Here is a 25,582-nt window from a genome sequence, read left to right as displayed (position 1 = left end):
GCTGCGCAACAGCATTAACCCCTTCGAAAATCTCCGAAGAGGTTATAGTCACCGCGACAAACCACCATGCAAGTTCGGCAAATCCAACGCCGCAAACCCATAGTGCCGCAGCCAGCGCAGGTCGCTATCAAAGAACGCCCGCAGATCCGGGATGCCATATTTTAGCATCGCCAGACGGTCGATCCCGATGCCAAAGGCAAAGCCTTGATAAACCTCGGGGTCGATGCCACCGGCGGCGATCACCTTGGGGTGGACCATGCCGGAGCCCAGAATCTCCATCCAGTCGTCGCCCTCACCGATCTTCAACTGGCCGTTATCCCAGGAACAGCGGATATCGACCTCGGCCGATGGCTCGGTGAATGGGAAGTGCGAGGCGCGGAAGCGCAGCTCGACATCGTCGACCTCGAAGAACGCTTTAACGAACTCTTCCAGAACCCATTTCAGGTTCGCCATCGAGATGTCCTTGTCGATGGCAAGCCCTTCGACCTGATGGAACATCGGCGTATGGGTCTGGTCATAATCGGCGCGGTAGACGCCGCCCGGACAGATGACGCGGATCGGTGCGCCCTGCAGCTCCATCGAGCGGATCTGCACTGGCGAAGTATGGGTGCGCAGCACATGCGGCGGGCGATTGTCGCCCTCGGCACGGTGCATGTAGAACGTGTCCATCTCGGCCCGCGCGGGGTGGTGGCCGGGGATGTTCAGGGCGTCGAAGTTATGCCAGTCGGTCTCGATCCGCGGCCCTTCGGCCACCGAGAAACCCAGTTCGGCAAAGATCGCGGTCAATTCCTCGGTCGCCTGGCTGACCGGGTGGATCGAACCATGGCGGCGCGTGCGAGTCGGCAGGGTGACGTCCAGCCATTCAGTGCGCAGACGCTCATCCAGCGCAGCATCGGCAAGCGCAGCCTTCTTGGCGGAAAGCGCCGAATTGATTTCATCCTTCAGGGCGTTCAGCGCGGGTCCTGCGACCTGACGCTCTTCGGGGGTCATCTTGCCCAACTCGCGCATCTTCAGCGCAACCTCGCCCTTTTTGCCCACAGCAGCGACGCGGATCGCCTCAAGCGCGTTTTCATCGCCTGCTTCGGCGATTTGGCCCAGATATTTTGCCTTAAGATCGTCCATGACGCCCTCTGAATTTGGTCGCCAACCTGCTATCGGCCCCGCCCCGCGAATGCAAGCGGGACGGTGGGGATCAATAGCTGTATTCGGGATAAATCCGGGTCAGGTCGCCATTCCAGTCGCCATTGTAGTGATCCAGCAACTCATCAGCCGGAACCTTGCCCGTATCGATGCTGTCCTTGAGCGCGTTGAGGAAATGCGTCTCGTCCTGCACCAGACCACCCGCACCAGGGCGCGCGCGGGACGCAAGTCCGGCTTCGGCAATCGAGACCACTTCGCGCGCCAGATCATGCATATTGATGTTGCCAACCTGCGCTTGCAGACCATCCTTGGCAGCCTCGACCCGCAGGGCTTCGCGCGTCTCGGCGTCCCAACCTTTGACCAGATCCCATGCCGCATCTAATGCGGTTTGATCATAGGTCAGACCAACCCAGAAAGCCGGCAGCGCACAGAGCCTGCGCCATGGGCCACCATCGGCACCGCGCATCTCCATGAATTTCTTGATCCGCGCCTCGGGAAAGGCCGTGGTCAGGTGATCGGCCCAATCGGACAGAGTCGGTGTCTCGCCGGGCAATGCAGGCAATTTGCCCTGCAGGAAGTCGCGGAATGACATGCCCAGCGCGTTGATATATTGCCCGTCGCGATAGACGAAATACATCGGTACATCGAGCGCATATTGTACATAGCGTTCGAACCCGAAGCCCTCTTCGAATACAAAGGGCAGCATGCCCGTCCGTGCATCATCCAGATGTCGCCAAATATAGCTGCGCCAACTTTTCTGGCCGTTCACCTTGCCCTCAAAAAACGGAGAGTTCGCGAACAGCGCAGTGGCTACCGGCTGCAATGCCAGCGCGACACGCAGTTTCTGCACCATGTCTGCCTCGGACCCAAAGTCGATATTGACCTGAACCGTGCAAGTGCGCCGCATCATCGCGCGGCCCATGGTGCCGACCTTTTCCATGTAATCGTTCATCAGCCGGTAACGGCCCTTGGGCATCAACGGCATCTCGTCATGAGTCCAGATCGGGGCGGCGCCCAGACCGATGAAACCCACTCCGATCTCATCGGCTATATCCTTCACCTCACGCAGGTGAATATTCACCTCATCGCAGGTCTCATGGATCGTCTCAAGCGGGGCACCCGACAGCTCCAACGCGCCACCCGGCTCCAAGCTGACGTTCGCACCATCCTTCTCAAGCCCTATCAGATGCCCGGCTTCGCGCAACTCGGCCCAACCATGACGGTCGCGCAGGCCTTCCAGCACAGCCACGATGGACCGTTTACCTTCAAACGGCAGCGGTTTCAGCGTGTCTTTACAATAGCCGAACTTCTCATGCTCGGTGCCAATGCGCCAATCATCCTTGGGCTTGCAGCCCGATTCCAGATATTCGGCCAGTTGCTCATGGCGTTCGATCGGTCCGCCGCCGGACTGGGGGATGGACATGTTACCCGTGCTCCGATCCTGATATGTCTGTCTTGAAGGTCAGTCCTGAGCGCAAACCGCGCCAGTGTCAATGCAGCCTGAGATGAGCCGGGCGCGAGGGCGTCCGTTCCCAAATCACGACAGGATGCGCTGATCCACCGTTGAGTTCCGACAGCATTTGTTCAGTTTTCAACCCTGGCAGGTTCGAAAACACATCAAACAGAGCCTCAGCCCCTTCGGCGTTCACCGGAATGTGAAGAGTCGGTTGCCCCGGCTGATCCAGAACCCAAAGAGCTGGGCGCGCGGTTGGATCCAGCGCAAGTCGTTCGATTTCGCGCGCAGCAACGATCCCGCCATCTAAAGGGCCAAGATAAGTGATCTGACCTTCATCGATGGTCACAACGCCCGGACCACCTGCACCGGTGCGAAAGCGCGCACGCTGTAATCCGATTACGGCAAGAGCAATCGAAACGACCACCAGAATCCAACCCAACCAGCCCAGCAATCCACCCGGTCCGTTGATCCAACTCAGGCCCAGCAGCAGGACAAATCCAGCAACCAGCACTTCGCGCCAGCGCCACATGACCAGTTTGGCTTCTGGTCGGATGAAACTCATACTGTGTCCTCCGGGTTTGTGAACAAGATCAGCGAGAAATAGCCCGCTGGTTGGAACCCAATAGCCATATAAGCACGCGCGGCGGAATCGGAAGCGGCAAACAGAACTGAACGGGAAACTCCAGCGCCCCGCGCCTGGGTCAAATGCAATGCGATAGCGAGACGCGCATAACCTCGGCCACGCAATTCGGGGGGCGTGTAGACCCCTCCGATCTGTACGATCTCGGGCAGGCGCGCATTGAAGCCTGTCATGGCGACGGGCCGATCGTTGATCAGAAGAACCCGGTGGGAATCGCGCGTGCAATAAGCTTCGAAATCTTCGCCTGCCTGTGTTTTCGCCCTGTCAGGAGCAAAATCCATAGCCTCGATCAGATAGTCGCGCCGCCAGTTCTCGGTGATTGCCCTGTCGACTTCATCCAGAGGAACCAGACGGGCGCCCGAAACGTCTGGCATGCGAAGCTGATCCAGCTCCAGCGAAAACCCCGGCTCATCACTGTTAAGCGTCGCGGGTCGGTCTTCCCAGCCGCCAAGTTTCATGAGCCGCCGCGCCTGCGTGGCTTCCGAGGCTATGCCAAACAGAGCGTGCCCTCGGATCAGGCTTATGGCCTCAGCAAGCTCATCATCCGAACAGTTCGGGCATTGTGACAGGATCATACCTTCGTTTGTGATGGCAAAGACAGCGCGAAACGGATCGCCAAGCACCCAGGCTTTCAACGACCGGGGATGCAATTTACGCAGACCGAAATCTCGTAGATTAGCCAACGGAAACATGGATGTCTGGATGTGCTGGGACAGAAATGCGTCAATATCCGGCAGGTCCGTTTCCTGTGCCGGCCGCCACATCAAGACCAATCCCCCAGTGCCTGCTGCCACATGGTCATCGCAGCAACAGCGGCCGTATCGGCACGCAGGATACGGGGCCCGAGGCTGACCACATGAGCATAGGGCAACGCCTTCAGTCGCTTACGTTCTTGGTCGGAAAAACCACCCTCTGGGCCAATGAGGATGGCCCATGGCTGACCTGGTTCGTTTTCGGCCAATCGCAGGGCCGAGCCAACCTCGGCCTCGTCACAGAACATCAACTGACGACCTTCAGGCCATGTATCAAGCACGCGATCCAGTCGCTGCAATTCAGTGACCTCTGGCACGAAGGTCCCGCCACATTGTTCCGCTGCTTCCACCGCATGCGCTTGCAGCCGATCCTGCCGAATACGCTCGGAATTGGTGAACTCTGTCTGCACCGGCATAATCCGCGCAGCGCCCATTTCAGCTGCTTTTTCAACGATAAAATCGGTCCTCGCCTTTTTAATCGGCGCAAAGAGCAGCCACAGATCGGGCGGCAGTTGCAGCGGCTTCGTTTGCTCTGCACAGGACAGTAGGCCGCCACGTTTGCTCGCCTCGGCGACATCGGCCAGCCACTCTCCATCCTGCCCGTTGAACAAGGCAACCTGCCCGCCAACCGACAAGCGCATGACACCGAACAGGTAATGGGCCTGTTCGCGCGTCAAAGGAACCGATTGCCCCGGACCTAAAGGGTGCTCTACATACAGTCTGATCTTCGCAGTCATGAGACCCTACATATGCAAGGCAATGCCCCAACACCAGACGGTCAGGTCGCTGATGCCGCGACCGGCAACTGGGTCGACACGTACGCACCCACCTTTGCGCGCCCTTACCTGCGGCTCAGCCGGGCTGATCGGCCTATTGGCACATGGTTGTTGCTGATTCCCTGCTGGTGGGGTCTGGCACTGGCCATCCTTAGCGACGGGCAACCACGATGGGAGGATCTTTGGATCGCCATCGGTTGCGCCATCGGAGCTTTCCTGATGCGCGGCGCGGGCTGTACGTGGAATGACATCACCGATCGGGAGTTCGACGGAAAGGTCGAGCGCACCCGCTCGCGCCCAATACCATCGGGTCAGGTCAGTGTGCGTCAGGCGGTGTTCTGGATGGTGTTGCAATGCTTGTTGGCACTGGCGATTCTGCTGACTTTCAACCAAGCCGCCATAGCCATGGGTGTTTTATCGTTGCTTCCCGTCACGATCTATCCATTTGCGAAGCGGTTTACTTGGTGGCCACAGATTTTTCTGGGGCTGGCCTTTAACTGGGGCGCATTGCTGGCATGGGCAGCGCATACTGGCACCGTGGGCTGGCCCGCCATCATGCTCTATCTGTCAGGCATTGCCTGGACCCTGTTTTATGACACGATCTATGCCCATCAGGATGCCGAGGACGACGAACTGATCGGAATCAAATCCACTGCGCGGCTGTTCGGAACCGATACCGCGCGTTGGCTCAAATATTTTCTGATAGGAACGGTCAGTCTGATGGGACTTGCGATTATCGATGCGGCATTGCCGGTGGCGTCGGTCCTTGCATTGGTCGTTGCGCTTGGCGGGCCTTGGGCGATGGGATGGCACCTTGCCTGGCAATTGAGGGGGTTGGACACGGAAGACAACGCCAAATTGCTGCAACTGTTTCGGGCCAATCGCGACACCGGCTTGATTCCGCTGATCTTCCTGTGCGTCGCCCTTTTGCTCTGATTGCACCTCTGTGATGGGCTCTGTATGAGTCCGGAACCAACCGCCCGAGGAGTTTCGATCCCACCTATGCGCATGCCTTACGCTCTTGCCGTTGCGTTGATCTTTGCGGTGACCGCCGTGCTGTCTCTGGTGGCGGCGAGCTATGCAGTGACAAAGATAGAAGATTCATCGGAGTTTGCAGTACGTCGGGTTTTGAATCTCAAGGGCCATGACTGGGCCGAGGTCCAATCCGATGGGTTGCGTGTTGTATTGACTGGTACTGCCCCGGATGAAGCTACCCGGTTCAACGCACTGACCGCCGCCGGAACCGAAGTTGATACCTCGCGTGTAATCGATGAGATGGAGGTCGCGCCCACCGCCGACCTGACCCCACCCCGTTTTTCAGCCGAGATATTGCGCAATGACAGCGGCATAACAATCATCGGCCTCGTGCCCGCGAGCTTGGATCGCGACGACCTGATCGACAGGTTGCAGCGACTTGATCAGAACTCATCCGTTTCTGATCTGATGGAAAGCGCAGACTACGCCGAACCCAAGGGATGGGATCAAGCCATAGATTATGCGATCGAGGCACTTTCTGGCCTGCCCCGTGCCAAGATTTCCGCCAGCCCTGGATTGGTACGTATCACCGCCATCGCCGATAGCCAGCAGGAGAAAGACAGGCTGGAACAAGACCTGAGCCGTGCCGCACCGCCCGGACTGCGAATCGGCCTTTCCATCTCGGCGCCCCGCCCCGTTATCACGCCGTTTACGCTCCGCTATCTGATAGATGAAAACGGCGGACAGTTTGATGCCTGCTCTGCTCAGAGTGAAGACGCGCGGGAGCTGATCGTCGCCACCGCGCGCGAGGCTGGTTTGACCGGGCCATATTCCTGTACAATCGGGCTGGGGGTTCCTTCGCCTCGCTGGTCTAATGCTGCACAGCTAAGCATCTTGGCACTGGCCGAGATTGGACAGGGGTCGGTCACCATGTCGGATGCCGACATCACGTTGGTAGCGGCCCAAGATACCAGCCCCATCTTGTTTGATCGTGTTGTGGGGGAATTGGAAAACGCGCTTCCCGACGTATTCGCCCTTCATGCAGTACTGCCTGAACCCGAGCCCGACGATCCCGCTGGACCGATTGAATTCAACGCCACCCTCAGCCCTGAAGGTCTGGTGCAGTTGCGTGGCCGTGTCAGTGACGAGACCTTACGCGACATGACCGACAGTTTCGCCCGCGCCGCCTTTGGATCAACGCAGGTTTACACCGCCACCCGTGTGGTTCAGGACCTGCCAACCGATTGGCCCGTTCGGGTTCTGGCCGGGCTCGATGCCTTGTCGCATCTACACAACGGAGCATTGACTGTAACGCCAGACGACGTTTCGCTGACAGGGGTCAGCCACGATCCCGATGCAAAGGCGCGGATCGCTGGATTGCTATCGGACAAGCTGGGCGATGCTCAGGATTTCAACCTGTCGATCACCTATGTTGAACCGCCAGCGCCTCAAGATGCGCTGCCAGATCCGGAGGTTTGCGAAGAACAGATCGCCGAGGTTCAAAGCAATAGTAAAATCGCCTTCGAACCAGGGTCGGCGACAGTCGCCTCCGACTCGCGCGATGCGTTGAATCAGATCGCGGACATCCTGCGCGAATGCGGCCCGATACGATTGGAAATACAGGGCCATACCGACAGTCAGGGTCGCGAGGAAATGAACCAGCAACTCAGCCAGGCGCGTGCGCAATCTATCCTGAACGAACTACGTGGTCGGCGTGTCCCGACTTCAAGCTTTTCAGCGGTCGGATATGGCGAGACGCAGCCAATTGCGGACAATGACACCGAAGAAGGCCGTGAAATAAACCGCCGCATCAAGTTTCATCTGATCCGGCCTGAACCTGTGCCAGATACTGAGACCGGGCTTGAAGCCGTAGAAGCAGAATCACCGGACGCCGAAGCCCAGGATGCAGGCTCAGAGGACCAATAAAGTGAACAGAATCGAATTCGTTATCGCCACCGCTATCATCCTGTTTGCTGCCTTCTGCATGGGCTGGTTTGCGAACTGGCTGGCACATCGACTGTCGCGCGTCCGTCAAAGCGACGTGGCTGATCTGGACCGCATGAGCCAGGAGTTGCACGAGGCCGAGGAAACGCGCGATCAGGCGATCACATACCTGCAACAGCGCGAGGCCGAATTGACCAACCAACTGACCCAGGCCGAGGCCGAACTGGCCGCCGCCATGGACGGATTGCGCGCCGCAAGGCAAGAGGCTGAAGAGCTGCGTGGTAGGATCAACAACGCAGACTGATCTTGGCAACCTAGAAAGCTAATCCTGTTTCTACGCTTAGATCGGCGTATTTTGGCCGATAGGCGAGCACTGTCTTCATTTCCACAACTTATTCAATAATATGAATTGGTGTGTTTTTGCCTGCGCACTGAACTGTTCACGATCCAAGAAACTGGAGTGTACTATGTTTTTCAATCCAACTTTTAAGACCGCCGCAATCCTTGGGATGTTTGTGACGACCGCTGCAGTCGCCTCAAGCGATGTGATCCCGTCAGAGAATGACACCTTTACAAAATGGGGCGAAGAGTCCGGTTGGACCATCTATGTGGATGAAACCCGTGGGTCCTGCCTGATCGAGCGTGTCGACGGTAACAGCAACGTCGTTCAGATGGGACTGACAAAAGATCAGGAGATGGGTTATCTCGGCGTCTTCACACAAAACGACATCGGCTTGAAAGGCAAAAAGGAGGAAATCATCCTATCGCTGGACGGCAACGTTTACTCGGCCGAAGCGCGCAAGAAGACAAAGCACCTCGCTGAAGGATACACAGGGGGCTACATTCTGGCCAACAATCCGCAATTTGTCGAAGACGTCATGAAGAAATATGAGATGACTGTTTTCCCGGAAAAAGAAACCGGATTCACCGTAAGCCTTGATGGCACTCTGAAAGCGATCGAAGCTGCTCGGACCTGCAACACGGAACAAAGCAGTTAAGTCGATCAACCCAATCTCGGCATCCGGCAACGGGTGCCGGACCCAGTCTTTACCACCGAGTCAGCGCGTCCTCGTCCTCATCCTTGGCCGCGACCCATTCGGCCCCGCCCGAGGTGATTTCCTTTTTCCAGAATGGAGCGCGGGATTTCAGGTAGTCCATCAGGTATTCCGCCGCCTCGAACGCATCCTTGCGGTGCCGTGCAGCGGTGGCCACCATCATGATCCGGTCGCCCGGCGCAAGCCGCCCATGGCGGTGGATCACCAGCACATCCCCCAAAGACCAGCGTTTCTGCGCCTCTTCGGCGATCTTGGTCAAGGCGCGCTCGGTCATTCCGGGGTAGTGCTCGATCTCCATCACGTCCAGATCGCCCGAAGCAAGATCACGGACGACGCCTGTGAAGGTCACGATGGCCCCATTGGCGTCATCTCCGGCGGCAAAAGCACTGGCCTCGGCACCCAGATCGAACTCTTCTTCCTGAACCGAGATGCGCAATTTAACCACCGGTCATGGGTGGGAAAAACGCGACCTCGCGCACTCCCGCCAGTGACGCGTCAAAATCTGACAATTCCTGATCCAGAGCCACCCGCAGCGCGGACAGATCGGCAAAGGCCGCCGCATAGCGGTCCTCTCGCGCGCTAAGCTCGGCGACCAGATCAGACACCGTTGCGGCCTGCGTCTCAACCTTTTCTTTAGGCAGACCGATGCGTTCACGCACCCAGGCGAAATACAGCACGTCCATTGCTTAGCTCTCCTTCAGGTGGGGCATGGCTTTACGTAGGTAGTCATAGCCGGTGATCAATGTCAGCGTCGCAGCGATCCACAGCAGCCACAGACCAATACGGCCAGACCAGAACATGCCTTCAAGATGCCAGCGCATATGGCCCAGATCCTCTACCTGCCCGGTCAGCACTTGATCTATGGTCGTAGCGTCCATTCCGAACGTGGCCATCACGAAGTGGTGTTCGAATATGCCCTGCGAAAACAGGATCGCGATTGCCACCATCTGCGCCGTCGTTTTCCACTTGGCCAGTTTCGTGACCTTCAACGTCCCAGCCACGTCACCCAGATACTCCCGCAGACCTGAAACAAAGACTTCACGAAACAGGATGACCGTTGCGGGCAGCACCAGCCATGGCGTCCAGTGCTCGGTCGAGTAGCCCACCAGGATCATCAACGCGATCACAACCATCGCCTTATCAGCGATTGGGTCCAGCATGGCCCCGATTTTGGTTTCCTGTTTCCAAGCCCGCGCAAGATAGCCGTCGAACCAATCAGTGATGGCCGCAGTCAGGAACAGGATCAGCGCAAACCAATCCGCATAGGGGCGCGTGAAATACAGAAACATCACGGCAAGACCCGGCGCGGCCACGAGGCGCAGGACGGTCAGAATATTCGGCAGGTTCCATTTCATGGCTTGGACCCTACATCGCCGGCCCGGGACATAAAAGATGAGGTCGCGAAAAACTCACAGTACACAAGCGTTTGGCACGAGGCACGTCACAGAGTCGCAACAGTAGAGAAGTCTTCAGATTCATCTTGGCACCGCAAGACATTGAAGTCAGATTGGCGGATGGTCCCACCTGAAAGTACCTGAACCCCACATGACACCGCATATCCAAACCGACCCCCGGTCGAACCTGATCGGTAGCGCCTGGATGATCGCCGCCATGGCTTTGTTCGCGATCGAAGACGCGCTGCTAAAAGGCGCATCGGCTGACTTGCCGATCTGGCAGGTTTTGCTTCTGTTTGGCACGGGCGGATCAATGATTTTTGCATGCGTCACAACCTTACGCGGCGGGCGGTTATTCCATCCCGATGTCTTGTCTCGGCCCATGAAAATTCGCGTCTTTTTCGAGATCCTAGGACGGATGTTCTATTTGCTGGCAATCGCTCTGACGCCACTCTCATCCGCGACAGTGATATTGCAGGCCACGCCGCTGGTCGTGGTTGCTGGTGCGGCGCTGTTCTTTGGGGAAACCGTCGGCTGGCGACGCTGGAGCGCGATTGCAATTGGTCTGGTCGGTGTCGTCATCATCATCCGACCAACAGGCGATAGTTTTACGATGCTGTCACTTCTGGCGGTGTTCGGGATGTTGGGATTTGCGGGTCGCGATCTGGCGAGCCGCGCCGCGCCCGCGACACTGGGTGCAGACGTGCTGGGGTTCTACGGGTTCCTCTCTGTCGTGGTTGCTGGGATCGCCTATAGATTCTACGAGGGCGCGCCGATGGTAGCCTTGACGGGCAGTACTGGTGCCTACATTGCGACCGCAGTAGTGATTGGGACGATGGCCTATGCGTCGCTCATGAAAGCAATGCGGACGGGCGAAGTTTCAGCTGTAACACCCTTTCGGTACTCCCGACTACTGTTCGGGATCGGGCTGGGTGTATTCTTGTTCAAAGAGAAATTGGATCAAACAATGTGGATTGGCAGCGCCCTGATCGTGGCCTCCGGTCTTTATATTCTCTGGCGCGGGCGAAAAGCCTAACCCTTGTCGTGGAAGAAATCATAGACTTTCTGCGCCAGCCCGGCTGAGATACCTTCGACAGCTTTTAGGTCTGCCAAATTGGCTCGGCTTACAGCTTTGGCGCTGCCAAAATGAGCCAACAGAGCACGTTTGCGAGCGGCTCCGACACCGGGAATTTCATCCAAGGGCGTAGCACCAACCGCTTTGGCCCGTTTCGCACGGTGCGTCCCGATGGCAAAGCGGTGGGCCTCGTCCCTCAGGCGCTGGACGAAGTACAATACGGGGTCATTGCGTTTCAAGGCAAAGGGGCGTTGGCCGATGCGATGAAACTCTTCTTTACCATGGTCGCGATCCACGCCTTTGGCGACACCGATCATTGGAATATCTTCGACCCCATGCGCCTGCATGATCTCGTGCACAGCACTCACCTGTCCGGCTCCGCCATCTATCAACAGCAGGTCAGGCCATAGCCCCTTTTCGCGATCCGGGTCTTCTTTTTGCAGGCGAGTGAAACGGCGGGTCAGGACCTCTTTCATCATGCCGAAATCATCACCCGGGGTCAGATCGTCGCCACGAATGTTGAACTTGCGATAGGCGTTCTTCATGAACCCTTCAGAACCTGCGACGATCATGCCCCCCACTGCGTTAGTTCCTTGTATGTGAGAGTTATCGTAAACCTCAATCCGGTTCGGCGGTGCGTCCAGATCAAATGCCTCGGCCATACCCCGCAGCAATTTGGCCTGCGTGGCACTTTCTGACATCCGTCGGGCCAGTGATTCACGCGCATTGCGTAAGGCGCCGGCCACCAATTCCTGTTTCTCGCCACGCTGGGGCACATTGATTTCAACCTTACGGCCGGCTTTTTCGGTTAGCGCCTGTTGCATCAGATCGGCGTTTTCGATTGCATCAGACAGGATCAACTGACGCGGCGGTTCCTTATTGTCGTAGAATTGCCCCAGGAACGCCTCCATCACCTCTGCCGGAGACACGTCCGCACCAACGCGCGGATAGAAGTCCTTATTGCCCCAGTTTTGATTGGCGCGGATAAAGAACACCTGTACGCAGGCATGCCCGCCGTCCATATACAGGCCGATCACATCCGCCTCAGCCACACCGCGCGGGTTGATGCCCTGGCTGGTCTGCACCTGCGTCAATGCCCGGATTCGGTCGCGCAGACCAGCGGCGCGCTCGAATTCCATCGCCTCGGACGCGGCCATCATCTGATCGGCCAAATCTTCCTGCACCTTGGTGGATCTGCCAGATAGAAACCGTTCGGCGTCCTTTACGCTTTCACGATAGTCCGCATCGGAAATCAGCCCAACACATGGCCCAGAACAACGCTTGATCTGGTAGAGCAAGCAAGGCCGCGTGCGGCTATCAAACATTGAGTCAGAGCAATTCCGCAGCAGGAATGCTTTCTGCAACTGGTTCAGCGTCCGGTTTACGGCTCCAGCACTGGCGAATGGTCCGAAATAGGCGCCTTTTTCCTTCTTGGCCCCGCGATGCTTCTTGATCTGCGGAAATGCGTGATCCTTTGCGACCAAAATATTCGGAAAGCTTTTGTCGTCCCGCAGCAGCACATTGTATTTTGGCTTGAGCTGCTTGATCAGGTTTTGTTCCAGCAGCAGTGCCTCGGTCTCTGTCCGCGTAGTCAGGAACATCATCGAGGCAGTCGCTGCAATCATCTTCTCGATCCGGCCCGAATGCCCGGGTCGCGTATAGTTCGACACCCGTGCCTTCAGGTTGCGCGCTTTGCCCACGTACAGAACACGACTGTCCGCATCCAGCATCCGGTAAACACCCGGCGAGCTGTCTAGCGTTTTCACATAGCGCTGAATGCAGGCATAGCCGGTGGCTTGTGTTGATGAATCTGGGTCGGTGCTGGCTGTCATGGCTCTGAGATATGATTCTCTGACCATGGCTGCAATCTTGAGCCCATTAGATCAAGAGAAAACAAATCCACGACTTCTGTGGATAAGTATGCAGATAACTTTTGGGGCATCGTGATTTTTCCTTGAATCATTGCCTATTCGTTGATCTGCACAAAAAATAGGCAGTATTTTAACTATTTGTTTTCAAACGATACTTTTTCTGATGTGAGACAAGTGTATGAAAATTAAGACATTTTTGTAACGTGCATGTAACGTAAATGAGAGCGGTGCAAAACTTACCGCAGTTTTACCTATTCTACGCCCAGTACATCCGGCGTCTGCCAGCCCAGATGCTGCCCGCCATCCACGCACAAAAGCTGACCGGTGACCGAATGCGCATCCAGAAAATAGCCAAGCGCGGCAGTGATATCTGAAGGATTCGCGCCGCGTTTAAGAATCGTGTTCCGGCGTTGAGCGTTAAAGTGCTTTTCGCTTTGTCGATGACCCTGCATCGTCGGTCCCGGGCCGATTGCGTTTACGCGGATCGCAGGTGTCAATGCCTGAGCTGCGGTTCGGGTCAGGGTCCATAGACCCATCTTGGCGATCGTATACGACATGAACTCGGGCGTCAGTTTGCGTACGCGCATGTCCACCATGTTCACGATCAGACCCACTGCCTGGGGCTCACCCTGTTCATCCAATGTCGGCTGCAATCCCTGTGCGGCCATGGCCTGCGTCAGAACAAATGGCGCGCGCAGGTTGCTGTCGAGGTGGCGATCCCAGCTGTTGCGCGTAGCGGAATGAATATTGTCATATTCAAAGATCGAGGCATTGTTGACGAGGCAAGTTATCGGCCCGCCAAGCGCCTCGACCGAGCGGGGCAGCAACGAGCTGACCTGAGCTTCGTCAAGCAGATCTGCCCGCAGAGCGACTGACTTTCGCCCCAGCGCTTGCACTTCATTCACTGTTTCAAGCGCTTCCCGTTCCGAGCTTGCGTAATGCACAGCCACATCCATCCCGCGCCGCGCCAGGTATAGTGCCATGGCGCGGCCAAGACGTTTTCCCGCTCCGGTCACCAGTGCTTGGGTCATGGGCTCTCTCCCCAGGTCTGATCAGGCCAGAAGGCTAACCACATAGATCACATAAAGTAGCGTCAGGGCCAAACCCCAGACCCGCGTGATATCCTTTTTGAAGAAAACAAACGGGACCAGCAAAAGCGATGCACCCAGCATCACCCAGAGATCAAAGCGTAGAAACTCAGGATCAACCGGGATACGCCCAAACAGAGTTGCGATACCGACAATGGCCAGCAGATTAAACATGTTCGATCCGATAACATTGCCCAGCGCCACATCTGCCTGCCGACGCAATGCCGCCATGACCGTAGTCGCCAGTTCCGGCAAGGATGTGCCAACCGCGATCAAGGTCAGGCCGATCACAGTTTCGCTCACGCCATAGCTCTGGGCGATGATGGTTGCATTGTCGACCAGCAAATGGGCACCCATTGGCAGACCGATCAGGCCCAGGATCAAATAAACTGCTACCTTCCAATAAGGCATGTCGGGGTCTGCTTCCTCCAGACCGTCCAGTTCGTCGTCTTCAGCACAGGCTTCACCACAGGCTTTGCGGTGGGCATGCGCCTCGCGAAAGGCATTGGCGAGAACCAGAGCTAAAGCTGCCAGCAAGATCGCCCCACTGAGCAGATTAAAGACCCCGCAAAATGCCAACCCGATAAACAGAACCGAAGCGAGCAACATGAAGATATAGTTTTTTCTGCTGTCACATTCGCTTGTGTGCAACGTCGCCAAAAGCGCCGGAAGCCCTAGGACCAACAGAATATTCGCCGTGTTCGACCCCACCACATTGCCCAGCGCTATCCCCGGAGCATTTTCTTTGATCGCACTGATCGCGATCAACAATTCAGGTGCCGAGGTGCCAAAGGCAACAATCGTAAGGCTGACTATCAGCGCAGGCACACCCAATCGCAGGCTGAGGTTCACGGCCCCGCGGACCAGCGCATCACCTGCCAACAGCAGGATTAGCAATCCAAGGCCAGAGAACAGCCACGCGCTCATCCACGGCCTCCTGTTTCACAAGGACAGGGGCCTTTACCGATCCGAAACCGCCCACAACGTGGACATTTTGCAGAACTCAACCGTTTCTGACCCGGAAAGCGGAGCTTTCCGAACATCGCCAGAACACCCATGGCAACCAGAAACAGTGTGACTATTTTGATGATCACGTCACAACCCGAAACGCGCGTATGCAGCACGCTCCTCAAGCCCGGCAAAGGCATCCTGCGCAATCGTCGCCCCAAAACGGGACCAGATCGGTTTGCGCAGGCCGTAACGGCGGAATTTGACCTTTTCGCCAAACTTCTCCTGCATTTTGGGCTTCAGATGTGCAATCCCGTCGATCAATCCCAACTCTTGCGCACGCCGCGCTAGCCAAACCTCGCCATTGAACAGATCAGCACTGGTATCCAGCTTGCCGTCTCGGCGAGACTTTACGTGATCAATGAAATTCTCGTGGATATCGCCCAGCAGCACTTTGAGCCGTGCAACGTCGTCTTTCTTTTCGGGGGCAAACGGATCGAGCATCGATTTCGACTGACCCGCTGTGTGCACACGTCTTTCAAAGCCCTGGCGTGCCAGAAAAACATGCGCGCCGAAGCCAGAAGAGATCACGCCTATTGATCCCAGAACCGAACTGTCATCGGCCCAAATCTCATCTGCCGACGCTGCCAGCCAGTATCCGCCTGAGGCGGCCACATCTTCGACGAAGGCATAGACCGGAATATCAAGCTCTTCCGCCAGCCGCCGGATACGCGCACCAATTAATGAGCTTTGAACAGGCGACCCGCCCGGCGAATTGACCTCAAGCGCGACTGCGGCAGGCTTTCCTTTGCGAAAAGCTTTTTCCAGTACCGGCGCTAGGGAGGTGGCATTCATCGACCCGCGCCCAGCCATTCCGATGGCACCGGACAGACGAACAACGGCCACCATGGGCTGCTTTTTCAGGAAGGGCAGGCTGAGTTTCATGGAAGCCGATGTAGAGGGCGCCGAGGCTGTAAACAAGAGACCCGAAGCGCCATAAACGCGACGTGAACCAATTTCACACACTTGATGGGCAAAAATGCAACGCCCTAGCTACGGATGCGCCAGCCGGTTTTGAAGATCCAGCCAATGATTGCAAGGCAGATTCCGGTGAACGCAAGGATAGCCAGAAGGCTCCAAAAAATGGGTACATCGGCGATTCCGTAGAATGACCAGCGAAAACCTGAAATCAGATAGACCACGGGGTTGAACAGCGTGATCGTTTGCCAGAGGGGCGGCAGCATTGAGATCGAGTAGAACGTGCCGCCCAGAAAGATCAGGGGCGTCACGACAAGTTGAGGGACCAACGACATCTGCTCAAAATTCCCAGCCCAGATACCCACGATAAAGCCCAGCAACGAAAAGCTGAGACAGGACAGGATCAGGAAAGCCGCCATGGCAAAGGGGTGTTCTATGCGTATATCGACGAAGAACGTCGCAGTGGCCAGTATGACAAGGCCGACGAAAAGCGCCTTTGTTGCCGCGGCACCCACATATCCGATCACAATCTCAATGAAATTGATCGGCGCCGACAACAGCTCATAAATCGTGCCCAGAAACTTCGGAAAATATATGCCGAAAGATGCGTTCGAGATCGACAGCATCACCACAGATAGCATGATGAGACCCGGTACGATAAACGCGCCATAGGACACGCCCTCAATCTCTTGAATGCGACTGCCGATCGCGGTGCCAAACACCACGAAGTAAAGCGAGGTCGACAGCACTGGCGACAAAAAGCTCTGTGCGAGCGTACGGAAGAACCGGGCCATTTCGAACCGGTAGATTGCGGCAATTGCAGACCAGTTCATGCGGGCTCTCCGGATACGAGGTTAACGAATATCTCTTCAAGGCTCGACTGACGGGTCTGAACGTCGCGCAATACCAGACCAGCCTGCGCCACATCATTGAGAAGAGTGGTGATCCCGGTACGATCGGCATGGGTGTCGTAAGTGTAGATCAGCGAGTCTCCGGCCCCATTCAAAGTCAGGTTATGCTCGGACAAGCTTTCGGGAATGGTCGATACAGGCTCGGTCAGCATGACCTCGATCTGTTTTTTACCCATCTGCGCCATCAATGTGCCCTTATCCTGGACCAGCAAAAGCTCACCCTTATCGATGACGCCGACACGGTCGGCGATTGCCTCGGCTTCTTCGATATAGTGGGTGGTCAGGATGATGGTGACACCGGCCAGTTTCAACTCGGCCACGATCTCCCACATGTCCTTACGCAGTTCGACATCGACGCCAGCGGTGGGTTCATCCAGAAACAGCACCCGTGGCTCATGCGCCAGAGCCTTGGCAATCAATACGCGGCGCTTCATGCCGCCAGATAACTCCTTGATTGAATTGCGGCGCTTGTCCCAAAGGGACAGCTTGCGCAAAATCTCTTCGATCCGGGCATTGTCAGACCCGTGGCCGAACAGCCCTCGTGAGAAGCGAACAGTATTCCAAACCTTCTCGAACGGCTCCAGCGCGATCTCCTGCGGCACCAGTCCTATCATCTTTCGCGCCGCGCGAAACTCGGTCTGGATGTCATGCCCCCCCACGGTAACCGATCCTGATGTCGGAGTAGTAATGCCGCAAACGGTGGAAATCAGCGTTGTTTTACCAGCACCATTCGGACCCAACAGCGCAAGAATCTCACCTTCTTCAATGTCCAGAGACACGCCTTTCAGCGCCTCAAAACCATCGGCATAGGATTTCCGCAAATCGCGGATGGACAAAATGGTGGTCATGCGTTCCCTCGTTCTGGCCCTGCAACCTATCGCGGAGGACCATCATGGAACAGTCCAATTCCGCACAGGCTCATGCGCATGTATGCAGGGGGCTTAATCTCGCCCTGTCAAACGGCCTAGCCAACCCTTTTTGTTTTCTTCCTCGGCGTCATCGTCTTCCGGCGGTGGCCCTTCAAAGTGCTCTTGCAGATTGGCAAAAAACTGATCCGCCATCTTCTTGGCAAATCCATCAATCAGGCGGCTTCCCAACTGCGCTAGCTTGCCCCCCACTTTGGCATCAACGTCGTAGGTCAGAAGAGTGCCACCAGACTCACTTGGCTCTAAACTTACATTCGCACTGCCCTTGGCAAAGCCTGCGGCCCCACCCTTGCCCTCACCCGCGATGGTCAGACGTTCCGGTTCAACCATGTCAGACATGGTAACGGTGCCTTTGAAAGTCGCCTTCACGGGGCCGACCTTTTGCACCACGGTCGCATGGTATCCTTCAGTCGGATCGCCCGTGATCTCTTGTGCACCACTGATGCAGGCTTTCAGCACTTCAGGATCCAGCAGGGCAGAATAAACTTCGGCGGGTGACGCCTGAATTTCGCGTGTATCGCTTAGCTGCATCTGAGAACCTCTTTCATACCTACGGCAGACCGACATAGACCTAGCCCTGAATTGTCGATGCAAGCAACCCAATTGCAGGGGCAAAACAAACTCTTCGCTTGCATTCGCTGCGCCACGCAGAAACCCTGCGTCGCAGGAGGGACCATGCTGAACAGTATTCGTATCATCGAAGTCGAAGGGCTTGGCCCGGGCCCTTTCGCTGCCATGCTGCTGGCGGATATGGGTGCGGACGTCATCACTATTCACCGCAAAGGATCTGCGATCACACCGGGAATGCCTGAGCGTTCCCTTCTGGACCGAGGCAAGCGTTCCATTGCGCTGGATCTCAAGGACCCACAGGAATTAGAGATAGCGAAACGTCTGATCGCAACCGCTGATGCGCTGATCGAAGGCTTTCGCCCCGGCGTGATGGAAAAGCTTGGGCTGGGCCCTGAGGATTGTCATCAGATCAACCCGAAACTGGTCTATGGCCGAATGACTGGTTGGGGCCAGCAAAGCCCTTTGTCCAACACCGCAGGCCATGATCTTAACTATATCGCGCTTTCGGGGGCGTTGTCTTACGCGTCCCCACCTGGCCAACCACCGTTAACACCTGCAACGCTCGTCGGAGATATCGGCGGTGGCGCACTGTATCTGGCCGCAGGTCTGCTAGCCGGGCTTCTGAATGCCCAAAGCACAGGAAAAGGCACGGTGGTGGACGCTGCCATCTACGATGGTTCAGCCCATATGATGAATCTGCTGATGAGCCTGCGCCAGACTGGCAACCTGTCCGACACTCGGGGTGAAAGCCTGCTGGACGGCCCGCATTGGAGCCGCACTTACACCTGCGCAGACGGTGGCTTCATCTCAGTTCAATGTCTGGAGCCAAAGTTTTACGGCTGCTTTCTGGATATCCTCGGGCTTGGCGATGATGCTGAATTCGCTCGGCAATATGACCAAGCTGCGTGGCCGGGCCTGACGGTACGCCTGAGCAAAATATTTGCCGAGAAACCTCGCGATGAATGGGCGGCGCTGTTCCAAGATACAGACGCCTGCGTTGCCCCGGTCCTAAGCCCGCAAGAAGCGCTAGATCACCGAATGAACACGGCTCGCCAAACATGGATCGACCACGAAGAAACACGTCAAGCCGCAGCCGCACCAAGATTCTCAACCTACGATTGGCACCCTCGATCCAGCCCAAAACGCGGAGAGCACACAGATGAAATTCTGAACGATCTCCCGCCCGCTTCATCTGGCTGAAAATATCTCGGGGGTGAATTGGCCGAAGGCCAAGAGGGGACTGGCCCCTTAGCCCGGCTTACCGCCCGCGCACCGTATCGATCATCAGTTGAACATTCTCCGGGTCCGCATCCGGTGTGATCCCATGTCCCAGATTAAAAATATGCGGCCCTTTCGAGAAGGCCTTAACAATTCGACGTGTCTCATCAACCAGCGCCTGACCACCCGTGACCATATGCAATGAGGCCAGATTGCCCTGTACACACCCATCGACTTGTACATTCGCAGCAGCCCATTCGGGCGACACAGAATTGTCCAGTGCGACGCAATCCACTCCGGTGGCTTTGGCGAACCCGATGTAGCCCTGATCCGCTTCGCGAGGAAATCCGATGACGGGAATGCCCGGATGCCGGGCCTTTATGGCTGCGGTAATCACGCGGCAGGGTTCAACAGCGTATTTCTGAAACGCTTCGCCCTTCAATGATCCTGCCCAGCTATCAAAGATTTTGACAACCTCGGCCCCGGCCTCGATCTGAGCTGACAGGTATTCAATTGTCGCAGCAGTGATCCGATCCAGAAGCGCCTCGAACAGCGCAGTATTTTCTTCGCGCAGCGCATGGGCTGGCCCCTGATCCGGGGTGCCCCGTCCGGCGATCATATAGGTCGCCACTGTCCAGGGCGCGCCTGCAAATCCGATCAATGTAGTTTCAGAAGGAAGCTCACGCGAAAGAATACGCACGGTCTCATAAACCGGAGACAGAGTTTCATGGATCGCATCAATCGGCTTCAGCGCATCGAATTCCGATTGCTGCGTGATCGTGGACAGACGCGGCCCCTCACCAGTGACAAACCATAAATCCGCGCCCAGCGCCTGTGGCACCAGCAAGATATCGGCAAACAGGATCGCAGCATCAAATCCGTAACGGCGGATGGGTTGAAGGGTAACCTCGGCGGCCAGCTCGGGATTATAGCACAAGGACAGGAAATCCCCCGCCTGCGCCCGTGTGGCGCGATATTCGGGCAGATACCGCCCGGCCTGCCGCATCATCCAGATCGGTGGAACGTCCTGAACTTCACCCGCCAGCGCCCGCAGTATTTTCTTTGTCTCGGCCATTCGTGCCCCCAGTGTTCCGGTTTGGTGCAACGGGTCGGCCCTCAGTGGCAATTTGTCAAGCTCTGCCCCCATTGTCAGGGCAATGTGACGCGACTAAAGCTGTGCACATGAGTCTGATATTGCCTACCCCCGCATCGCCTCTGAAAATCGGTACCCGTGGATCCCCGCTGGCGCTGGCGCAGGCCTATGAAACCCGTCAGAGGCTTGGTGCCGCTTTCGACCTGCCTGAGGACGCGTTCGAGATCGTTGTGATTAAGACGACCGGTGACAACCGTGCCATGATCGACGCAGACCGACCGCTGAAAGAGATTGGCAACAAGGGTCTGTTCACCAAGGAAATCGAAGAGGCGATGCTGAAAGGCGAGATCGACATCGCTGTGCATTCGACCAAGGACATGCCGGTGGAACAGCCTGACGGGCTGGTGCTGGATACATTCCTGCCACGCGAGGATGTGCGCGATGCGTTTATCTCGCCGTCATTGAGCTCGATTCACGATCTGCCCGAAGGCGCTGTTGTCGGGACGTCTTCGCTGCGTCGCCGTGCGCAATTGCTGAACCGTCGGCCCGATCTGAACGTGGTTGAGTTTCGCGGCAATGTTCAAACCCGGTTGAAGAAACTGGCCGATGGCGTGGCCGATTGTACGTTTCTGGCCATGGCCGGTTTGCGCCGGTTGGATATGAAAGACGTCCCAGCGACCGCCATTTCCACGGTCGACATGCTACCCGCTATTGCTCAGGGCACGATCGGCATTGAAAGACGCAGCGATGACACGCGCGCTGCAGAAATGCTGGCCGCAATTCATCACGTTGAAACCAGCCAGCGACTCGCCGCCGAGCGCAGCTTGCTGGCCGGGCTGGACGGTTCATGTGAAACTCCGATCGCTGGATTGGCTGAAATCCGAGATGGCCGGTTGCATCTGCGCGGCGAAGTTCTGCGCCCGGACGGGTCCGAGGCCATCAACGATGAGGTAACCGCATCGGTCGATGACGGGATCGAACTGGGCCAGTCCATGGCAGCATCTCTTCTGAAACAAGCTGGTCCAGGTTTCTTCGATTGGCGATAAGAAAAAAATTTATACAACTTCAAGGTAATGTGAACTTCTTCACTGTATCTTCTGTTGGATTGTCTAAATATGAGTTTATTCCAATGAGGATGGAAGGTCGGTCTCGAATATATCGAAAGTTTTAGCCCGTTTTTGTTTTAGATAGTATTCGAGGGGGCGAGATTGATCTTTCTGGCGGGGCGCAGTTGAAAATCAGCTGCGCCTCGTTCTTTCTCCAAAGTAATCGGGTGATGATACTATGTCGCGTTTTCGCGCAGGCCATTATGATGACTGAATACCGGTTGGGCATGCACCATCTCTGACCGAAAATCCGCAGCACGGCCGGGTAATGTGCCATAGAATGATGCCAGACCCGGCTCGACTGTCGCAGCGAGCGCTGCGCATTCTTTGCTTAGGTTCGCAACGTCAAACTGTGACGCCCGCGATCGAACGGCTTCCAATAGCCTAAAATGCGCAGCCTCCAACGCTTTAAACTCAGCGCTGCCCGCTAGATTCCTGTCACCGACAAGAAGGTAAACTGGTTCTGGTTCACTCTTGCCCTTCAGATCAACAAATCCCGCCTCGAGCAGTGCCAGATCAGATTTTGTGGCCTGCTGTATCGAGTGTGAGACAAGTATGTCGTAATCCACATGTCGGCAATTCTGCTCGATCCGCGCCGCCACATTCACCACATCCCCGATAACCGTATAGTTGAAACGACGCCGCGAACCGATATTGCCGACACAGGCGGCTCCGGTCGCGCACCCGGTGGCGAGGGCAATCGGAGGACGATCGCGCATAATGGAGGAAGAGTTAAAATTCTCTAACGCCACCCGCATTTTCAATGCGGCCAATGCAGCGCGACACGGATGATCATCGACCGGCAGTGGCGCATTCCAGAAGGCCATGACCGCATCGCCGATAAACTTATCGATGGTTCCGCGTTCGACAAGAATCTGGTCCCCGATTTCAGAAAAAAGCGCGTTTAGCAAAGCCACCAAATCTGTGGCGGATACCGACTCAGACAAGGGGGTAAATCCTCGAATATCCGAGAACATCACTGTGATCTCCTGAGATTCTCCACCCAATTGCAGTTGATGCCCATTGGCCTCCATCTCATCAAGAATCTCGGGCGCTACGTAATGCGAAAAGGTTTGACGGATCACCCGCTTTTCCCGTTCGGTTGAGATAAACAGGTAGCCTGCCAACAACCCGAAATTTGCCATTCCTCCGGCCAAAGGGAAGGTCGCATCAAACAAAACCGATTGATTCTGAAATGAAAGCCAGCTGATAAGGATCACCACCATTGCCGCTACGCCGCCTGTGACAAATGATGCAACCGCTCCAAAGTTGGACATCACCACGGTGACAACAATGCCAAGAATCACAAATGCCACCAGTTCCAGCGCGGCGGTCACATCAGATCTGCTGAGCAAATCACCAACTAAAATCTGTTCGATAATCTGCGCGTGAATCGAAACGCCTGGTACGGACTCACCCAACGCTGTCTGGTGCATATCGAACAAACCGGCCGCAGACGTGCCCACCAGTATGATATGGCCCTCGATTTCTGATCGAAGCGCCGGATCATCAGGGTTTTGCATGATTGCATCTGCCGACAGATATAAATCTGGCTGATCTTTTCGATACCTGACCCAAACCTCGCCATCTTCAGTTGTTGGCAGTCGAAAATCTCCGATTTCGACCGCAAGTACGATCCCTTCTTCCTCAGAAGAGCCCTCGACCAGAATGTAAGGCGCATCCAAAGCAACTCTCAAAGCTTCGATGCCCAACCCCGGCAGCGCCCCGTCTGGTCCACCCCACAAGGCTGGAACACGTCGTACGACGCCCATCCCCCCAATCGGTGAGACATTAACGCCGCCAATTCCCGCGGCGCTGCGGTCAAGAGGTGGTGCAATTGGTGTCCAGTAAGGCACCGAGACCAACCCCGCGGTCGGGTTTTCTCCGATCTCGACGATGCCGGCCTTGGAGCTGATCTGACTTCCTTCCTGGGATGTTCGGGCGGCGGTGCCCAGTACGACTGGCCAACGAGCAGCCTCTAGCCCAAACACGACATCGTAGTCGGTTTTTTGCGCATTACTCTCAACGGTCAGAACCCCTGCAAGCGACGGGTCTTTGAGCAATCGCGCGGGGGAATATCTGTCAGGCTCGGCAAACAGCATATCAAATGCTATGGCCGCCGCGCCGTTTTCACCTAGATTTTGAACCATCTGCGCCAATAGTGTGCGCGGCCAGGGCCATTGACCCCAGTTAGCCAATGACTGCTCGTCTATATCCAGAACCTTAACCGGTAATTCGGGGTTGTATTCCCTTGGCGAGATGCGCTGAAGCACGTCGAAGTAGATCAGGCGAGACATACGTACGGGGTAGGGGTCTAGAATTCTTATGAAGCAACCCAACAAGATCAGCGCCAAACCAGCCAGGCGAAAACCCAGTCGTCGACTAATTCTGGCTTTGATCTTACCCGCCACATTCGCCTCCTTGGCGCTGGGGGAAAAATAGGCTTGCGATGTCTTCACCTACCTGTTTGCGGCTGCGGACGCGTTGCCTCTATCACCCGGGCTACCACTATTCCCCTTGCCATGCCCGGGACCTTTACCTTTGCCAGGGTTCCCTGTTCCGCCTGAAGGTCCGGTTCGACCAGCAGGATTTGAACCGTCCCCTTGGCCAGAACGATTTGAGCTGACATCTGGTTCAGGTTCTGGCGCTGGGGGTTCCGGTGTCGGAGGTTCAGGCTCAGGTTCCGGTTCAGAAGTTTCAGCTCTGGACACCCTCACAACTTGGGTCTGAATGACCCTTTGAGGTGCCGCGCTTCGTTGAACCGGAATGTCTGATTGCCGAACCGCAAGAGGAACAGATTCCCTAGCGCATCCGCCAAAATCGACCTGAAGCGGACTCAGCAGATCCCTTTGCGACTGAACGAATGGAAAGCCATTCTTAAGGGCCAACTCATATTGTTCCTGGTCGACGGGGCGACCAACATTCCCACCCAGTGAAGTCGCGAACAGGCTGCACTGGCGCCCGGTCGAGCGGCACCTACCCGATCGACTGCACATGCGGACCTTACCTTCCAATACCAGCATGGCACTTTGCTTACCCGGTACAACCCACATGTCGAAGGTTGTGCCACGTACAGCCATGGTCGCTGTGGGGGTTTGTATGGAATAGGCTCTTTTCTTACTTTTACCCGAAATGAATCGAAAACTGCCACCCAAGGCCTGAACCGCGAAAGATTTTGCTTTCTTTTTTCCGCGCAACATTGAGACATCCAGCACCATTTGTGCATTCGGGCCGATTGCGATCTTGGTATCATCTACGAACAACAACTGTACGACGCCGGATCGGTCGGTAGAAATGGTATCTCCGGAAACAACCTCCATCCCTTCACGCAGACGTATCTTTTTGCCAGCGCGAACTACATCGGCGCCCTGCTTGGCACTCAATACTTTTCCGATAGAGGCCGTGACCGATGCCGGTAATGCAGCCAGAACCATGAAAACAAAAAACAATCTTAACCAGGCCAAACCCAAGTCCCCTTCCCCAAAAAGGTACCCACTGGGATGTTAAATCACCCCTCGCCCGATATCTGTCGCCTCAGAAAGCTAAATCTGATTAGTTATTCAACCCATTAAATCTAGACAAATATGCGCTCAAACCGGTGCATTTGGCAAGTATCGGGATATTTGCCTGCGTTTCCCGCGTTTTGAAATCTCTTATCCAAGGCTC

General features: G+C 56.2%; 25 protein-coding genes. 7 read left to right on the top strand and 18 right to left on the bottom strand.

The window, feature by feature from the left end:
• Window positions 1–48: 48 nt before the first annotated feature.
• From pheS to ACR0MQ_RS08665, 5 genes are all read right to left on the bottom strand, one after another.
• Window positions 49–1,122 (bottom strand): phenylalanine--tRNA ligase subunit alpha, encoded by a 1,074-nt coding sequence (gene pheS / locus ACR0MQ_RS08685; protein WP_480607389.1) that lies wholly within the window; start codon window positions 1,120–1,122, stop codon window positions 49–51.
• A gap of 70 nt (window positions 1,123–1,192) precedes the next feature.
• Complete coding sequence (locus ACR0MQ_RS08680) at window positions 1,193–2,563, bottom strand: glutamate--cysteine ligase (protein WP_480607386.1); 1,371 nt, start codon at window positions 2,561–2,563, stop codon at window positions 1,193–1,195.
• A gap of 67 nt (window positions 2,564–2,630) precedes the next feature.
• Window positions 2,631–3,158 carry a hypothetical protein gene (locus ACR0MQ_RS08675; protein ID WP_480607383.1) on the bottom strand — a complete coding sequence of 176 codons (528 nt, stop codon included), beginning with the start codon at window positions 3,156–3,158 and terminating at the stop codon, window positions 2,631–2,633.
• Window positions 3,155–4,000 (bottom strand): GNAT family N-acetyltransferase, encoded by an 846-nt coding sequence (locus tag ACR0MQ_RS08670; RefSeq protein WP_480607380.1) that lies wholly within the window; start codon window positions 3,998–4,000, stop codon window positions 3,155–3,157. Before ACR0MQ_RS08670 ends, ACR0MQ_RS08675 begins: the two co-directional genes overlap by 4 nt.
• Window positions 4,000–4,725: a 16S rRNA (uracil(1498)-N(3))-methyltransferase gene (locus tag ACR0MQ_RS08665; protein WP_170772079.1), complete on the bottom strand. Its 726-nt coding sequence runs from the start codon at window positions 4,723–4,725 to the stop codon at window positions 4,000–4,002. Before ACR0MQ_RS08665 ends, ACR0MQ_RS08670 begins: the two co-directional genes overlap by 1 nt.
• A 12-nt stretch (window positions 4,726–4,737) precedes the next feature.
• Between ACR0MQ_RS08665 and ubiA the strand changes: the two genes are divergently transcribed.
• The 4 genes from ubiA to ACR0MQ_RS08645 all read left to right on the top strand — a co-directional run bounded on the left by ubiA (window position 4,738) and on the right by ACR0MQ_RS08645 (window position 8,681).
• On the top strand, window positions 4,738–5,700 hold the full coding sequence (gene ubiA / locus ACR0MQ_RS08660) for a 4-hydroxybenzoate octaprenyltransferase (protein WP_170474024.1): 963 nt from the start codon (window positions 4,738–4,740) through the stop codon (window positions 5,698–5,700).
• A 66-nt stretch (window positions 5,701–5,766) separates the two neighbouring features.
• Window positions 5,767–7,665 carry an OmpA family protein gene (locus ACR0MQ_RS08655; RefSeq protein WP_480607740.1) on the top strand — a complete coding sequence of 633 codons (1,899 nt, stop codon included), beginning with the start codon at window positions 5,767–5,769 and terminating at the stop codon, window positions 7,663–7,665.
• Window position 7,666: 1 nt separating this feature from the next.
• Window positions 7,667–7,987 carry a hypothetical protein gene (locus tag ACR0MQ_RS08650; protein ID WP_170544813.1) on the top strand — a complete coding sequence of 107 codons (321 nt, stop codon included), beginning with the start codon at window positions 7,667–7,669 and terminating at the stop codon, window positions 7,985–7,987.
• Between the two features lie 163 nt (window positions 7,988–8,150).
• Window positions 8,151–8,681, top strand: coding sequence for a hypothetical protein (locus tag ACR0MQ_RS08645; protein ID WP_170544816.1), 531 nt, complete (start codon window positions 8,151–8,153; stop codon window positions 8,679–8,681).
• A 49-nt stretch (window positions 8,682–8,730) separates the two neighbouring features.
• On the opposite strand, the gene ACR0MQ_RS08640 is transcribed toward ACR0MQ_RS08645, so the two are convergent.
• Genes ACR0MQ_RS08640 through pgsA form a run of 3 tightly spaced genes read right to left on the bottom strand, consistent with a single transcriptional unit; the run spans window position 8,731 to window position 10,093 of the window.
• The gene (locus ACR0MQ_RS08640; RefSeq protein ID WP_170544819.1) at window positions 8,731–9,174 is read right to left on the bottom strand and encodes a molybdopterin synthase catalytic subunit; all 444 of its coding nucleotides are present in this window, start codon (window positions 9,172–9,174) and stop codon (window positions 8,731–8,733) included.
• Between the two features lies 1 nt (window position 9,175).
• Window positions 9,176–9,421: a molybdopterin converting factor subunit 1 gene (gene moaD / locus ACR0MQ_RS08635; RefSeq protein ID WP_010443581.1), complete on the bottom strand. Its 246-nt coding sequence runs from the start codon at window positions 9,419–9,421 to the stop codon at window positions 9,176–9,178.
• 3 nt (window positions 9,422–9,424) lie between these two features.
• On the bottom strand, window positions 9,425–10,093 hold the full coding sequence (pgsA, locus tag ACR0MQ_RS08630; protein WP_010443580.1) for a CDP-diacylglycerol--glycerol-3-phosphate 3-phosphatidyltransferase: 669 nt from the start codon (window positions 10,091–10,093) through the stop codon (window positions 9,425–9,427).
• 190 nt (window positions 10,094–10,283) lie between these two features.
• Here pgsA and ACR0MQ_RS08625 point away from each other — a divergent pair, with 190 nt between their 5' ends.
• Window positions 10,284–11,168, top strand: coding sequence for a DMT family transporter (locus ACR0MQ_RS08625; protein WP_480607376.1), 885 nt, complete (start codon window positions 10,284–10,286; stop codon window positions 11,166–11,168).
• On the opposite strand, the gene uvrC is transcribed toward ACR0MQ_RS08625, so the two are convergent.
• From uvrC to ACR0MQ_RS08590, 7 genes are all read right to left on the bottom strand, one after another.
• Window positions 11,165–13,039 carry an excinuclease ABC subunit UvrC gene (gene uvrC / locus ACR0MQ_RS08620; protein WP_480607737.1) on the bottom strand — a complete coding sequence of 625 codons (1,875 nt, stop codon included), beginning with the start codon at window positions 13,037–13,039 and terminating at the stop codon, window positions 11,165–11,167. The two genes, ACR0MQ_RS08625 and uvrC, sit on opposite strands and share 4 nt — an antisense overlap.
• A gap of 290 nt (window positions 13,040–13,329) precedes the next feature.
• Window positions 13,330–14,109 carry an SDR family oxidoreductase gene (locus ACR0MQ_RS08615; protein ID WP_170772087.1) on the bottom strand — a complete coding sequence of 260 codons (780 nt, stop codon included), beginning with the start codon at window positions 14,107–14,109 and terminating at the stop codon, window positions 13,330–13,332.
• Window positions 14,110–14,130: 21 nt separating this feature from the next.
• Window positions 14,131–15,093, bottom strand: a complete 963-nt coding sequence (locus tag ACR0MQ_RS08610) for a calcium/sodium antiporter (RefSeq protein WP_170772089.1) — start codon at window positions 15,091–15,093, stop codon at window positions 14,131–14,133.
• Window positions 15,094–15,261: 168 nt separating this feature from the next.
• On the bottom strand, window positions 15,262–16,059 hold the full coding sequence (locus tag ACR0MQ_RS08605; protein WP_170772091.1) for a S49 family peptidase: 798 nt from the start codon (window positions 16,057–16,059) through the stop codon (window positions 15,262–15,264).
• 104 nt (window positions 16,060–16,163) lie between these two features.
• The gene (locus tag ACR0MQ_RS08600) at window positions 16,164–16,925 is read right to left on the bottom strand and encodes an ABC transporter permease (protein ID WP_010443573.1); all 762 of its coding nucleotides are present in this window, start codon (window positions 16,923–16,925) and stop codon (window positions 16,164–16,166) included.
• The gene (locus tag ACR0MQ_RS08595; RefSeq protein ID WP_480607372.1) at window positions 16,922–17,851 is read right to left on the bottom strand and encodes an ABC transporter ATP-binding protein; all 930 of its coding nucleotides are present in this window, start codon (window positions 17,849–17,851) and stop codon (window positions 16,922–16,924) included. The genes ACR0MQ_RS08600 and ACR0MQ_RS08595 overlap by 4 nt, the downstream gene beginning before the upstream one ends.
• 93 nt (window positions 17,852–17,944) lie before the next feature.
• Entirely contained in the window at window positions 17,945–18,460 is a 516-nt protein-coding gene (locus ACR0MQ_RS08590; RefSeq protein WP_170772095.1) for an SRPBCC family protein, read from the bottom strand.
• 144 nt (window positions 18,461–18,604) lie between these two features.
• Here ACR0MQ_RS08590 and ACR0MQ_RS08585 point away from each other — a divergent pair, with 144 nt between their 5' ends.
• On the top strand, window positions 18,605–19,699 hold the full coding sequence (locus ACR0MQ_RS08585; RefSeq protein ID WP_480607369.1) for a CaiB/BaiF CoA transferase family protein: 1,095 nt from the start codon (window positions 18,605–18,607) through the stop codon (window positions 19,697–19,699).
• 58 nt (window positions 19,700–19,757) lie between these two features.
• On the opposite strand, the gene hemE is transcribed toward ACR0MQ_RS08585, so the two are convergent.
• Window positions 19,758–20,792 (bottom strand): uroporphyrinogen decarboxylase, encoded by a 1,035-nt coding sequence (hemE, locus tag ACR0MQ_RS08580; protein WP_170772098.1) that lies wholly within the window; start codon window positions 20,790–20,792, stop codon window positions 19,758–19,760.
• 107 nt (window positions 20,793–20,899) lie between these two features.
• Here hemE and hemC point away from each other — a divergent pair, with 107 nt between their 5' ends.
• On the top strand, window positions 20,900–21,856 hold the full coding sequence (hemC, locus tag ACR0MQ_RS08575; RefSeq protein ID WP_480607366.1) for a hydroxymethylbilane synthase: 957 nt from the start codon (window positions 20,900–20,902) through the stop codon (window positions 21,854–21,856).
• A gap of 236 nt (window positions 21,857–22,092) precedes the next feature.
• Here the strand turns inward: hemC and ACR0MQ_RS08570 are convergent, their stop codons facing one another.
• Window positions 22,093–24,327 carry a CHASE2 domain-containing protein gene (locus ACR0MQ_RS08570; RefSeq protein WP_480607363.1) on the bottom strand — a complete coding sequence of 745 codons (2,235 nt, stop codon included), beginning with the start codon at window positions 24,325–24,327 and terminating at the stop codon, window positions 22,093–22,095.
• Window positions 24,328–24,375: 48 nt separating this feature from the next.
• Window positions 24,376–25,380 carry a FecR family protein gene (locus ACR0MQ_RS08565; RefSeq protein WP_480422540.1) on the bottom strand — a complete coding sequence of 335 codons (1,005 nt, stop codon included), beginning with the start codon at window positions 25,378–25,380 and terminating at the stop codon, window positions 24,376–24,378.
• Window positions 25,381–25,582 lie beyond the last annotated feature (202 nt).

The organism is Ruegeria sp. AN6 (assembly GCF_056540425.1).
Note: the sequence above shows the minus strand (reverse complement) of the source record. Positions and strands in the feature narration are given on the sequence as shown.

What these genes read in the sequence shown, in the direction of transcription:
- ACR0MQ_RS08615 (WP_170772087.1), bottom strand. Translation starts at nt 14,109, where the DNA reads ATGACCCAAGCACTGGTGACCGGAGCGGGAAAACGTCTTGGCCGCGCC.
- moaD (WP_010443581.1), bottom strand. Translation starts at nt 9,421, where the DNA reads ATGGACGTGCTGTATTTCGCCTGGGTGCGTGAACGCATCGGTCTGCCT.
- ACR0MQ_RS08595 (WP_480607372.1), bottom strand. Translation starts at nt 17,851, where the DNA reads ATGACCACCATTTTGTCCATCCGCGATTTGCGGAAATCCTATGCCGAT.
- ACR0MQ_RS08605 (WP_170772091.1), bottom strand. Translation starts at nt 16,059, where the DNA reads ATGAAACTCAGCCTGCCCTTCCTGAAAAAGCAGCCCATGGTGGCCGTT.
- ubiA (WP_170474024.1), top strand. Translation starts at nt 4,738, where the DNA reads ATGCAAGGCAATGCCCCAACACCAGACGGTCAGGTCGCTGATGCCGCG.
- ACR0MQ_RS08665 (WP_170772079.1), bottom strand. Translation starts at nt 4,725, where the DNA reads ATGACTGCGAAGATCAGACTGTATGTAGAGCACCCTTTAGGTCCGGGG.
- hemC (WP_480607366.1), top strand. Translation starts at nt 20,900, where the DNA reads ATGAGTCTGATATTGCCTACCCCCGCATCGCCTCTGAAAATCGGTACC.
- uvrC (WP_480607737.1), bottom strand. Translation starts at nt 13,039, where the DNA reads ATGACAGCCAGCACCGACCCAGATTCATCAACACAAGCCACCGGCTAT.
- ACR0MQ_RS08645 (WP_170544816.1), top strand. Translation starts at nt 8,151, where the DNA reads ATGTTTTTCAATCCAACTTTTAAGACCGCCGCAATCCTTGGGATGTTT.
- ACR0MQ_RS08680 (WP_480607386.1), bottom strand. Translation starts at nt 2,563, where the DNA reads ATGTCCATCCCCCAGTCCGGCGGCGGACCGATCGAACGCCATGAGCAA.
- ACR0MQ_RS08590 (WP_170772095.1), bottom strand. Translation starts at nt 18,460, where the DNA reads ATGCAGCTAAGCGATACACGCGAAATTCAGGCGTCACCCGCCGAAGTT.
- ACR0MQ_RS08675 (WP_480607383.1), bottom strand. Translation starts at nt 3,158, where the DNA reads ATGAGTTTCATCCGACCAGAAGCCAAACTGGTCATGTGGCGCTGGCGC.
- ACR0MQ_RS08610 (WP_170772089.1), bottom strand. Translation starts at nt 15,093, where the DNA reads ATGAGCGCGTGGCTGTTCTCTGGCCTTGGATTGCTAATCCTGCTGTTG.
- ACR0MQ_RS08625 (WP_480607376.1), top strand. Translation starts at nt 10,284, where the DNA reads ATGACACCGCATATCCAAACCGACCCCCGGTCGAACCTGATCGGTAGC.
- pgsA (WP_010443580.1), bottom strand. Translation starts at nt 10,093, where the DNA reads ATGAAATGGAACCTGCCGAATATTCTGACCGTCCTGCGCCTCGTGGCC.
- ACR0MQ_RS08585 (WP_480607369.1), top strand. Translation starts at nt 18,605, where the DNA reads ATGCTGAACAGTATTCGTATCATCGAAGTCGAAGGGCTTGGCCCGGGC.
- ACR0MQ_RS08655 (WP_480607740.1), top strand. Translation starts at nt 5,767, where the DNA reads ATGCGCATGCCTTACGCTCTTGCCGTTGCGTTGATCTTTGCGGTGACC.
- ACR0MQ_RS08670 (WP_480607380.1), bottom strand. Translation starts at nt 4,000, where the DNA reads ATGTGGCGGCCGGCACAGGAAACGGACCTGCCGGATATTGACGCATTT.
- ACR0MQ_RS08600 (WP_010443573.1), bottom strand. Translation starts at nt 16,925, where the DNA reads ATGAACTGGTCTGCAATTGCCGCAATCTACCGGTTCGAAATGGCCCGG.
- pheS (WP_480607389.1), bottom strand. Translation starts at nt 1,122, where the DNA reads ATGGACGATCTTAAGGCAAAATATCTGGGCCAAATCGCCGAAGCAGGC.
- hemE (WP_170772098.1), bottom strand. Translation starts at nt 20,792, where the DNA reads ATGGCCGAGACAAAGAAAATACTGCGGGCGCTGGCGGGTGAAGTTCAG.